This window comes from Quadrisphaera setariae (genome assembly GCF_008041935.1).
Lineage (GTDB): Bacteria > Actinomycetota > Actinomycetes > Actinomycetales > Quadrisphaeraceae > Quadrisphaera > Quadrisphaera setariae.
In genome coordinates this window covers 182008-192764 of sequence record NZ_VKAC01000012.1, presented here as the reverse complement: position 1 = coordinate 192764, position 10757 = coordinate 182008, and the positions used below count along the sequence as shown (strand labels likewise).

Genomic DNA, 10757 nt, shown 5'->3' with positions numbered 1-10757 from the left:
CGACCCGAGCCTAACTCGACCGCTGACCTGCCTGACTGCCCTGCTGAGCGGCCACCGTGGTGAAGCCGCTGGCGTGGAACACCAGCGGTCCGGGCCCGAGGACGCGGTGACCGTGCACGCGCAGCAGCACCACGAGGTGGTCACCGCCGGGCAGCTCCTCCTCCACGGAGCACTCCAGCCACGCGGTGGCGCCGTCCACGAAGAGGGCGCCGCCCTCGCCGTCGACGAGGGTCAGCCCGGCGAAGCGGTCAGCGGTCCGCGATGCGAGCTGTCGCGCCGTGGCGTCGTGCGCCTCGCCGAGCACCGAGATGCCGAGCCGGTCCGAGCCCTGAAGCTTCGGCCAGGTCGAGGACGCCCGGTCCACGCAGACCAGCACGAGCGGCGGGTCCAGCGACACCGACGTGAACGAGCTCATCGCCATCCCGACGGGGGCGCCGCCCACGCGGGCGCACGCCGAGACCACGCCGCTGGGGAAGCGCCCGAACGCGTCGCGCAGCGCGCGGTGCGCCGCAGCGGCATCACCGCGGCGCACCGCGTCGTCCACCGAGACGAGGTCGGCGGGGCTCACGCGGTGGCCCAGGTGCGTGCGGCGGCGCCGGGGTGGTCGGCCGGCAGGTGCCGGCGCCCCGCCCCGAACATCCGCTCGCGCAGGGTGTCCTCGGTGTACTCGGTGCGGAACCGGCCGGCGGCGCGCAGGCGCGGCACCACGTGCTCGGCGACGTCCACGACCGACCCCGGCTGCACGAACGGCTCCAGGAGGAACCCGTCCACGCCGGTGGAGTCGGCAAGGTCGAGGACCTGCTCGACCACGTCGTCGGGGGACCCGACGGCCACCATGCCCCGGGAGCCCCGCGTGCGGTGCGCTTCGATCACGTCGCCCACCGTAGGACCGGGCCCGTCGGTCCGCGCGTGCCGCTCGACCTGGCTCTGGCCCATCTCGGTGCGGATCCCCGCGAACGGTGCGTCCGGGTCGTGCGCGCCGAGGTCGATGCCGGTGAACAGCGCGTAGCTGGCGATGGCGCTCTCGCGGGTGTTCAGCGCCAGGTACTCGGCGTACCGGCGCTCCGCCTCCTCCCGGGTGGGGGCGACGACGACGGACAGCCCCACCATCGTCTTCACGGATCCAGGTGCTCGCCCGGCCTCGACCGCGAGCCGGTCCAGCGTCGCCACGTGCTCGGCGAGCCTGGCCTTGGTGGAGCCCTGCAGGAAGACGCACTCCGCGTGCCGCGCGCCCACGCCCAGCCCCGCCTTCGACGTCCCCGCCTGGAACAGGACGGGCGTGCGCTGGGGGGAGGCCGCGGTGTTGCTGTACCCGTCCACGGAGAAGTACGGGCCCGTGCGCGTGACCCGGTGGACCTTGGCGGGGTCCGCGTAGGTGCGGCTGGCCTTGTCGGCCAGCACGGCGTCGTCCTCCCAGGAGCCCTCGAGGACCGCGTAGGTGGTGAGCAGGTGGTCCTCGGCCATGGCGTAGCGCTCGTCGTGGGGGACCATCGGCCGGCCGAAGTTGGCCGACGCGCTCTCGGCGAAGCTCGACGTCACGACGTTCCACCCGACGCGGCCGCGGGTGAGGTGGTCGAGGGTGGAGAAGCGGCGGGCGTTGGCGAACGGCGGCTCGAACACCGTCGAGGCCGTCACCACGAAGCCCAGCTGCTGCGCCGCGTGCGCCATCGCCGGGACGAGCAGCATCGGGTCGAGCCGGGGCAGCTCCATCGCCTCGCGGGCGTTGACGTCGGGGCGGGCCCCGCCGATCTCGCCGTGGCCGTAGCTGTCCGCCAGGAAGCAGAAGTCGAAGGTGGCGTCCTGGAGGCGCTGTGCCGTCTCCACCCAGTACGACAGGTCGGCGTAGCGGTGGGTCTGGTTCTCGGGGTGCGTCCACGTCGTCATCCCGCCGACGTTGAGGACGGGGGTCTCGAAGAGGCCGAGCTTGATCTGCTTCTCGTCGCCGCTGGTGCTGGGCATGGCTGTGCTCCTGAGCTGGGGGTGTTCACCGGGCCGGGGTGGGTGCGCAGGGCGCGCGCGGCCGTGCTCAGGGACGCAGGTCGCCGCGGGTGGTGTCCTCGGCGTACAGCGGCATCTTGCGGCTGACCGCCACGCAGGCGGGGTGCACCTGCGCGTGGCGGTGGGTCATGCCGCGGACGTTAGGTGCGGTGCGCGGGGCCGTCAACGGGGTGCGGCGACATCCGCTCCGCCGTCCGCGAGGGGCTCGTGCTGGACCAGCCAGACCCGCAGGATGCGCTCGAGCTCGGCGGCGTCGCGCGGGTCGAGCTGGGCCAGCAGGCGGTGCTCGTTGGCCATGTGGTCGGTCCAGGCGGCGTCGATGAGCTGGCGGCCCGCCGCGGTGAGGGAGACGACGCGACCCCGGCCGTCGCGCTCGCTGGTGCGCCGCACCACGAGCCCGGCCCGCTCGAGCCGGTCCAGGCGCTTGGTGAGGCCGCCGCTGGTCACCATCGTGGCGGCGGCGAGCTCACCGGCGGTCCGCTCGCTGCCGGAGCGGCGCAGCGTGGCGAGCACGTCGAAGTCGCCCTCGCTGAGGCCGTGCGCGGCGAAGACCGCCTCCAGCTCGCGCGTCAGCGCGGCCGCGAGGCGGTGCAACCGGCCGATGACGCCCACCGGCGCGGTGTCGACGTCGGGTCGCTCGCGGGCCCAGGCGGTCTGGACCAGCGACACGGCATCAGGAGGGAGGTCGACCACCCGGGGAACATATCTTCCCGGCAAGGCATTGTGTCTTCCGTGGAAGGCACTTGGCGCTGGGTGGCGCTCACGGCGGTCGCGCCGATCTCGTGGGGGACCACCTACTGGGTGACCGGGCACGTCCTCCCCGCCGACGAGCCGCTGTGGGGCGGCGTGCTCCGGGCCCTGCCCGCCGGCCTGGTGCTGCTCGCGCTCCCGGCGCACGGCAGGACCGGAGCGGGCGGCGGCCGCAGGCTCCGCGGCAGCTGGTGGTGGCGGGCCGCCGTCCTCGGCCTCCTCGTCAACGCCGCCTTCTTCTCCCTCGTCTACGCCAGCGCCACCCTCCTGCCCAGCAGCGTGGCCGCCACGGTGGCCGGGGTCGGTCCGCTGCTCGTCATCTCCCTGGCGTGGGCGCTGCTCGCCGAGCGCCCGCGCGCTGCCTCTGTGACGTCGGCGGTCGCGGGCCTGGCCGGCGTCGTCCTGCTCGTGGGGAGCGCCACCAGCGGCCTGGACCCCCTCGGCGTGGCCGTCGCGCTGGCCGGCGTCGCCTCCTTCTCCGTCGGCACCGTGCTCTCCCAGCGCTGGTCGCGCGCCGCCGCCGCTGGAGCGCTGCCGCCCGCGCCGCGGCCGCTGACGATGACCGCGTGGCAGCTCACCCTGTCCGGCCTGCTCGTGGCACCCGCGGCCGCGCTGGCCGAGGGGGCACCACCCGCCCTCGACGGCGCTGGCCTCGCGGGCCTGGCCTTCCTGTCGCTCGTGGCCACCGCCCTGGCCTACGCCGCCTGGTTCACCGGGCTGGCGCGGCTGGACGCCAGCGCGGTCTCCGTCATCGGCCTGCTCAACCCCGTCGCCGGGGTCGCCACGGGCACGCTGCTCGCCGGGGAGCACCTCGCGGCGCTCCAGTGGGCGGGCCTGCTGCTCGTCCTGGGCGGGGTGGTGCTGGGGCAGGTCGGCGGTGGTCGCGCTCGTCGTCCCGCGGCCCCCCTGCCGGCAGCAGGCCTGCGGCGAGAGCTGGCGGGGGCGCGGCCGTAGGGTCGACTCCCGTGACCCAGCGACCTGACCTGCGGATCTTCACCGAGCCCCAGCAGGGGGCCACGTACTCCCAGCTGCTGGCGGTGGCCCGGCGCACCGAGGAGACGGGATTCTCCGCCTTCTTCCGCTCCGACCACTACCTCGCCATGAGCGACGACCCCGCGAGCGCCCTGCCCGGTTCCACCGACGCGTGGACCACCCTCGCCGGCCTCGCCCGCGAGACGAGCACGGTCCGCCTCGGCACGCTGGTGTCCTCCGCCACGTTCCGGCACCCCGGCGTGCTCGCGGTGCAGGTGGCGCAGGTCGACGACATGTCGGGCGGCCGCGTCGAGCTGGGCCTGGGCGCCGGCTGGTTCGAGGCCGAGCACGCCGCCTACGCCATCCCGTTCCCCTCCCTGGGGGAGCGGTTCGACAGGCTCGCCGAGCAGCTGGAGCTCATCACCGGCATGTGGGCCACGCCGGCGGGCACCGCGTACGACTTCTCCGGCCACCACTACACGGTGACCAACAGCCCCGCGCTGCCCAAGCCGGTGCAGCAGCCGCTGCCGGTGGTGGTCGGCGGGGCCGGCAAGAAGCGCACCCCGGAGCTCGCCGCCCGGTACGCCGCTGACTTCAACGCCGGCTTCTGCACCCCCGAGGACGCTGGCCAGCGCTTCGCGCGGGTGCGTGCGGCCTGCGAGGCGATCGGGCGCGACCCGGGCAGCATCGAGATGTCCGTCGCACACCTGCTCGTGCTGGGGAAGGACGACGACGAGGTGGCGCGCCGCGCCCGCGCCGTCGGCCGCGACCCCGAGGAGATCCGCTCGCAGGGGTTCTGCGGCACGCCCGGCGAGGTCACCGACCTGCTGGGGCGCTACCGCGAGGCAGGTGCCACCCGGTTCTACCTGCAGGTGCTGGACCTGGCCGACCTCGACCACCTCGACGCCTTCGCGTCCCTGGTGACCCCGCAGCTCTGACCTCCCGGCCGGCGCGGAAGACGCCCCATCGAGTCGGTCGATGGGGCGTCTTCGGCATGAAAGGGGCGGGAGCTGCAGCTCCCGGCGAGCCCGTCAGGCGTGGCGGCTCGCGGTGGGAGCCGGGGCCGGCTCCTTGCCGAGCAGGGGCTCGATGACGTCGGCGCCCTTCTCGCTGGCGAAGGCCAGCAGGGCCCCGACCACGAGCGAGACCACCGACGCCAGCACGGCTGCGCCCGTGGCGCCGGTGCCGAAGAAGCACGCGGCCCCGACGAAGGCGCCGGGGATGAAGGCCAGCGGCTTCCACGCCGCCTGCACGCACATCCCGAACGCACCCACGGCCACGGCGATCCCCAGCACGAGGGCGTTGCCGCTCATGGCTGCGGTTGCGGCCTGGATGATCAGCCACCCCCACACCACGCCGGAGATCGTCGAGGCGACCGTCTTGGCGAGCCCTCCGGTGCCGCCCCCGGCGGCGTAGAACAGGGCCCAGGCGGCGAAGCCCACCCAGACCACGAGCACCGCGGCGGTGGTGCCCGCCTCGGGGATGGAGAAGCCGACCCAGGTGAGGACCCCGGCGAGGACGCCGATCGAGACTCCGAGCGCGAGCAAGCGCTTCATGACTGCTCTCCTTCGAACAGCGCGGGGTGGTGCAGGGCGTGGAGCGCTCCCTCCGAACGACGATCGAGGAAGTCCTGCACGTGCACCGTGCAGGACTTCCTCGATCGACGAGGAGGGAGGGGGAGGGGGCGTCAGGCGGGGCGGCGGGTGAGCAGCTGCACCGGGACCGGTGCGGTGCCCTCGTCGCGGGGGGCCTGGTCGAGCTCGGCCCCCGGGTAGCGCGTGGCCAGCAGCCCGCGGCAGAAGTGCGCGTTGCCGTCGATGCTGATGCGCGTCGAACGGGCCTTGCGCAGCCACATCCCCACCACCGACGGCGGGACGGGCGCGCCGTGGTCGTCGACGGCGACCGGCGCGTCGTCAGCTGTGCTGAGCCCGAGCGCCGAGCGGCGGCGCAGCAGCGCCGCCGTGACCTCCCCGGGCAGCAGGTCGCCCAGCCGCACGGCGTGGACGTCGTCCTCGCCGAGCTCGGGGCGCGCCCGCAGCAGCGCGGTGAGCGCCCGCTCGGCGGCGGCCGTGTGCGCCTTGCGGCGGAACGTCAGGCGCAGCTCGTCGAGGTCGGACTCCGCCTCGTGCCCGAAGGTGCCCCTGTACCCGGCGTCGGCGGCGAGGCCGCGGTTGATGAGGTCGGAGTCGTGGTGGTCGTCGAGCTCGACCAAGACGGTCCCGCCGCCGTGGTGACGCACCACCGCTTCGAGCGCGTCCTTGGCGTCCGAGCACATGAGGTAGGCGAAGTTCGGCGAGCAGAACGACGTCGGCAGGCGCAGGTGCACCCGCAGCGCCCCGCGTCCGTCGTCGTCCTGACCCCCCAGCTCCTCCAGGGACCGGACGAACCCCAGCGACGTGATCGCCTCGTCGAGCTCGGGGTCCATGACCACCCCGAGCGCGTCCCAGGCCTCCTGCTCCAGCCGGGTCCGCTGCTCGAGCGCCGTCACGCCATCCCCGTCAGCAGCTCGGAGTCCGCGGTGCGAGCGTTGTCGGCCTTGACGGCGGGCTCCCTCACGTCCACCGGCTCGGGGGCCACCTGCAGGTGCTCGGGCACCGGGATGTCGTACAGCGCGGCGGCGTTGAGGCCGAGGATGCGCTTCTTGGAGTCCGTGGTGAGCGGCGCGTACTCCGTCATGTCCTCGGGGATCTGGAAGTCGACGAACTTCTCCACCAGCCACTTGGGCGTCCAGATGGCGTAGTCGGAGGAGAAGAAGATGCGGCTGTCGCCGATCCAGTACATGAGCTCGCCCATGATCTGCGCGAAGTACCGCGGGCGGGAGTGGATGAACGGCATCGCGACGGCCAGGCCCGCGTAGACGTTGGGCTCCTGCGTGGCGATCCAGCAGAAGTCCTCCAGGCGCGGCAGCCCGCAGTGCTCCACCACGAAGTTGAGGTCGGTGAAGTCCGACGCCGCGGCGTCGACGTCGGCCACGTCGAAGGCGTCGCGGTCCAGCGGGCGGATGGTGGGGCCCTTGTGGACGTGGATGTTCTTGATGCCCAGCTCCCGGCACGCCTCCAGGTAGCGGTACGTCCACGGGTCGGTGAGCTTGTAGCCGCGCGACTCGCCCTGCCACTCGGCGGTGTAGAGCTTCACGCCCTTGAGGTCCATCCGCTCCGCGTCGCGGTGCAGCTGCTCCAGGCCCCGCTCGCCGAAGCGCGGGTCGAAGGCGTGGTTGTAGGTGAGCTTGTCCGGGTGGGCCTGCGCCAGGGCGAGGGCCTCCTCGGTCTGCCCGAAGCCGTTCTTGTAGAACTCGCCGAGGATGGCCGGCTGGAAGATCGCGTGGTCGACGTAGCCGTCCTCGAAGAGGTCCTTCATGAGGCGGTCCGAGTAGTACAGGTACTGGTCGTAGTCCCAGTGCTCGCTCTCCGGCGAGAGGTTGCGGTGGTAGTCGTAGAAGCAGTCGATGAACTGCTTGCCGTGGACGTTGCGCAGGTTCTCCGGGCGGGCGTCCCACAGCGCGATGTGCGCGTCGAGGATGAAGTAGTCGGTGCCGTCCTTGCTGTACACGGTGCCTCCTCGTCGAGGTGGTGCTTCGTCGCTCCTGCTCCACCGTCGCACCGCGACCGCCCGTGTCCCAGAGGGCGGACGTCTCACTGTGAGACGCCGCCGGCTGACGCCGCTTAGGCTCGGTCGTACCTGGGGGCAGCGCAGCCTCCGACTGCGGGGGTGGGCATGGCACCGGAGGCGCTGGCGGGCACGTCGGCGGAGTCCTCGCTGAGGCTGCGGGCCTCCTGGGCGCGCTGCGAGCACCTGGAGGTCCCGCCCGACGAGGTGCCACCGGTCTACAGCGGCGCCGTGGACGTCGACCCGGTCTTCGTGGAGTCCGGCCGCACCGTCCTGGCCGACCTGCGCTCCACGCTGGCGGGAGAGCCCGTCGGGGTGATGCTCACCGACGCCACCGGGCTGGTGCTCCAGCGCTTCCTCGACGACGCCGCCATGCACCGCTCCCTCGACCGCGTGCACCTCGCGCCCGGCTTCTCCTACGCCGAGGCCCACGCCGGCACCAACGGCCTCGGGCTGGCCCTCGCCGACCGGGCGCCGAGCCTCGTGCGCGGCGCGGAGCACTACGTGGAGAGCCTGCGCGAGTACACCTGCGCCGCCGCCCCCGTGCTCGACCCCCGCACCGGTGACGTCGCCGGCACCGTCAACCTCACCACCTGGTCGCGCTCGTCCTCCGGGCTCCTGCTGGCCCTCGCCACCACCGCGGCCCGCAGCACCTCGGCGCTCATGCTCGCCCGCACCGGCGGACCAGCGCAGAGCAGGACGACGACGGGCACCGGGTCCGCTCCCGGGGCGCTGCCCGACCGCGCCGCGCCCCGGGGCCAGGTGTACCGCGTGGTGCCCGCCCGGGCCGCGGGACCCGCCGACCCGTGCGCCTCCCGCACCTGGCGCGCAGCGGTCGAGCAGGTGGAGCGGGCCATGCTCGCGGGGCGGGTCGTCGCCCTCGCCGGTGAGGCGGGCGCGGGCAAGACCGCGCTGGTGGCCTCCGCCCGCCGCCGCGCCGAGCTGCGCGGCACGCTGCTCGCCGCCCGCACCCCCGGCGTCGACGAGGTGGGTGCCTGGCTGGCCGCGTGGACACCGGTCCTCCACGAGGACGGCGCCTGCATCGTCGTGTCCGGCACCTCGGCGCTGCCGGCGTGGGCCGCCGACCAGCTGGCGGGCGTCCTGGCCACCGCGCGGCGCACCGACGGCGCACCGCAGCCGTTCGTGCTCACCGAGCACGACGCGGCAGCGCTGCCCGGAGCGCTGGCCGCGCTCGTCGACGTCGTCGTCGAGGTGCCTCCGCTGCGCGACAGGCCCGAGGACGTCGTGCCGCTGGCCGAGCACTTCGCCCGCGTCCACCGCCACCGCGACGTGGCGATCACGCCGGCCGCCGCGCAGGTGCTGCGCGCCGCGGCGTGGCCCGGTGGTGCCACGCAGCTGCGGCAGGTGGTGCAGGCGGCCGTCGCCCGCACCGACGCGGTGGACGTGCGGCACCTGCCGGCGGACCTCGCCTCGCGCACGCGCCGCAGCCTCAGCCGGCTGGAGTCCCTCGAGCGCGACGAGATCGTCAGGGCGCTCACGGTGCCGGGGACGACGGTGGCGCGGGCCGCCGAGCAGCTCGGCATCTCCCGCGCCACCGTCTACCGCCGCATCAGCGCCTACGGCATCGAGGTCCCGCGCGCCTAGCTGGGGGACGGTGCACCTCAGGGGACCAGGATCCCGCGGCCCCGGATGTTCCCCGCCTCGAGGTCGTGGATGGCGTCGAGCGCCGCCTCCAGCGGGTACTGCCTGGTGTGGAGGGTCACCCGGCCCTGCGCGGTGAGGGCCATGAGCTCCACGAGGTCCTGGTAGGTGCCCACGAGGTTGCCGACCACGCTGATCTCGCGGATGACGGCGTCGATGGTGGGGAGGCGCACCTCGCCGCCGTAGCCGATGACGTAGTGCTGGCCGCGGTTGCGCAGCAGCTTGGGCGCCAGCAGCTCCGCCCCGTGCTCGCCGACGAAGTCGAACAGCACGTGCGCGCCGCCGTCGGTGGCGTCCAGCACCGCCTTCTCCACCTCGACGTCGCTCGTGGCCAGCACGGTGCGGTGGGCGCCGATGCCCTTCGCCAGCTCCAGGGCGGCCTCGTTGCGGTCCACCACGGTGATCTGCGCGCTCGTGATGGCCGCGAGCGTCTGGATGCCGATGTGCCCCAGCCCGCCGGCGCCGACGACGACGGCGTGCGTGCCGGGGAAGAGGACCCCGGCGGCCTTGCGCACCGCGTGGTAGGCGGTGACGCCGGCGTCGGCCAGCGCGGCGACGGCGGCGGGCTGCAGCCCCGAGTCGAGCTTCACCACGGAGCGGGCGTTGGTGAGCATCTGCTCGGCCATGCCGCCGTCGACGTTCAGCCCCGGGAACGTCGCGCTCTCGCAGTGGGCGTCCTGCCCGTTGCGGCACGCCAGGCACAGCCCGCAGGTGACGAGCGGGTGCATGATCACGAGGTCGCCGGGGGCCACGTTGCTCACGGCTGACCCGACGGCGCGCACGGTGCCGGCGTTCTCGTGGCCGATGACGTACGGCAGCGGCGGGTGCTGGATCGCCTCCCACTGGCCCTCGAGGATGTGCAGGTCCGTGCGGCACAGGCCGGCGGCGCCGACGTCGACGACGACGTCCCAGGGGCCCTTCACCTCGGGCTCGGGCACCTCGTCCAGCGACGGCGGCTTGTTGTACTCGTGCACGCGCAGGGCCTTCACGGCGCTCCTCCTCGTCGAGGCCCCGCCGGCCCGGTCGCCGGAGGGGGTCGGGCACCAGCCAACCCAGCGGCGGGGGGCTGCGCCAGCGCACGTCTCAACCTGCGACGCGCTCGACCTCGCCAGGCTCGCGGGCGGGGTCCAGGAGCAGCGCGTGCCGCTCCACCAGCGGCAGCACCTCCGCCACGGTGACCTCCCGGCCGAGCTCCGCGGACAGCGTCGTCACGCCGGCGTCGGCGATGCCGCACGGCACGATCGCGCCGTAGGCGCCGAGGTCGTTGTCGCAGTTCAGGGCGAACCCGTGCATGGTCACCGACTGCGCCACGCGGATGCCGATCGCCGCGACCTTGCGCCCTTCCACCCACACGCCGCTGCGGCCCCTGACGCGCTCCGCGACCACGCCGAGGTCCGCGCAGACGGTGATGAGCAGCTCCTCCACCCGGCGCACGTGCTTGACCACGTCGATGCGGCCGGCCAGCGACAGGACCGGGTACCCGACCAGCTGGCCCGGTCCGTGCCAGGTGATCCGCCCGCCCCTGTCGACGTCGATGACAGGTGCGGCACTGCCCGCGCCGTCGCCGACCGGCCTGTCGGCGGGCTCGGTGAGCTTGCCGGCGGTGAACACCGGAGGGTGCTCCAGCAGCAGGAGGGCGTCACCCCGGCGACCGGCGACGACGTCGGCGTGGACGCTGCGCTGCAGCTCCCAGGCCTGGAGGTACTCCACGAGGCCGCCGGCTCCGACGCCGCCGACCCGCTCCACCACAGGGCCCTGGTGCACCGGCC

General features: G+C 74.1%; 11 protein-coding genes. 3 read left to right on the top strand and 8 right to left on the bottom strand.

The annotated features are described in order from the left end of the window. Positions 1-10: 10 nt before the first annotated feature. The 3 genes from FMM08_RS18825 to FMM08_RS18815 all read right to left on the bottom strand — a co-directional run bounded on the left by FMM08_RS18825 (position 11) and on the right by FMM08_RS18815 (position 2667). A complete protein-coding gene (locus FMM08_RS18825) occupies positions 11-532 on the bottom strand; it encodes a flavin reductase family protein (RefSeq protein WP_147927943.1) in 522 nt (173 codons plus the stop codon). A 32-nt stretch (positions 533-564) separates the two neighbouring features. Beyond that, positions 565-1959 (bottom strand): NtaA/DmoA family FMN-dependent monooxygenase, encoded by a 1395-nt coding sequence (locus tag FMM08_RS18820; RefSeq protein ID WP_147927914.1) that lies wholly within the window; start codon positions 1957-1959, stop codon positions 565-567. A gap of 201 nt (positions 1960-2160) precedes the next feature. Beyond that, complete coding sequence (locus FMM08_RS18815; protein WP_147927913.1) at positions 2161-2667, bottom strand: MarR family winged helix-turn-helix transcriptional regulator; 507 nt, start codon at positions 2665-2667, stop codon at positions 2161-2163. Between the two features lie 63 nt (positions 2668-2730). On the opposite strand from FMM08_RS18815, the gene FMM08_RS18810 reads away from it, so the two are divergent. Next, on the top strand, positions 2731-3702 hold the full coding sequence (locus tag FMM08_RS18810) for a DMT family transporter (protein WP_222710945.1): 972 nt from the start codon (positions 2731-2733) through the stop codon (positions 3700-3702). Between the two features lie 11 nt (positions 3703-3713). After that, a complete protein-coding gene (locus tag FMM08_RS18805) occupies positions 3714-4658 on the top strand; it encodes an LLM class F420-dependent oxidoreductase (protein WP_147927912.1) in 945 nt (314 codons plus the stop codon). A 93-nt stretch (positions 4659-4751) separates the two neighbouring features. Here FMM08_RS18805 and FMM08_RS18800 read toward each other — a convergent pair whose 3' ends face one another. The 3 genes from FMM08_RS18800 to FMM08_RS18790 form a co-directional block, all read right to left on the bottom strand. Next, positions 4752-5276: a DUF1097 domain-containing protein gene (locus FMM08_RS18800; protein WP_147927911.1), complete on the bottom strand. Its 525-nt coding sequence runs from the start codon at positions 5274-5276 to the stop codon at positions 4752-4754. 131 nt (positions 5277-5407) lie between these two features. Beyond that, a complete protein-coding gene (locus tag FMM08_RS18795) occupies positions 5408-6208 on the bottom strand; it encodes an iron-sulfur cluster assembly protein (RefSeq protein WP_222710944.1) in 801 nt (266 codons plus the stop codon). Then, on the bottom strand, positions 6205-7269 hold the full coding sequence (locus FMM08_RS18790) for an amidohydrolase family protein (protein WP_147927910.1): 1065 nt from the start codon (positions 7267-7269) through the stop codon (positions 6205-6207). Before FMM08_RS18790 ends, FMM08_RS18795 begins: the two co-directional genes overlap by 4 nt. 165 nt (positions 7270-7434) lie before the next feature. On the opposite strand from FMM08_RS18790, the gene FMM08_RS18785 reads away from it, so the two are divergent. Further along, positions 7435-8931, top strand: a complete 1497-nt coding sequence (locus tag FMM08_RS18785) for an AAA-type ATPase lid domain-containing protein (protein WP_147927940.1) — start codon at positions 7435-7437, stop codon at positions 8929-8931. A gap of 17 nt (positions 8932-8948) precedes the next feature. On the opposite strand, the gene FMM08_RS18780 is transcribed toward FMM08_RS18785, so the two are convergent. Beyond that, positions 8949-9977, bottom strand: a complete 1029-nt coding sequence (locus tag FMM08_RS18780) for an NAD(P)-dependent alcohol dehydrogenase (RefSeq protein WP_147927909.1) — start codon at positions 9975-9977, stop codon at positions 8949-8951. 94 nt (positions 9978-10071) lie between these two features. After that, the gene (lipB, locus tag FMM08_RS18775) at positions 10072-10737 is read right to left on the bottom strand and encodes a lipoyl(octanoyl) transferase LipB (protein WP_147927939.1); all 666 of its coding nucleotides are present in this window, start codon (positions 10735-10737) and stop codon (positions 10072-10074) included. Positions 10738-10757 lie beyond the last annotated feature (20 nt).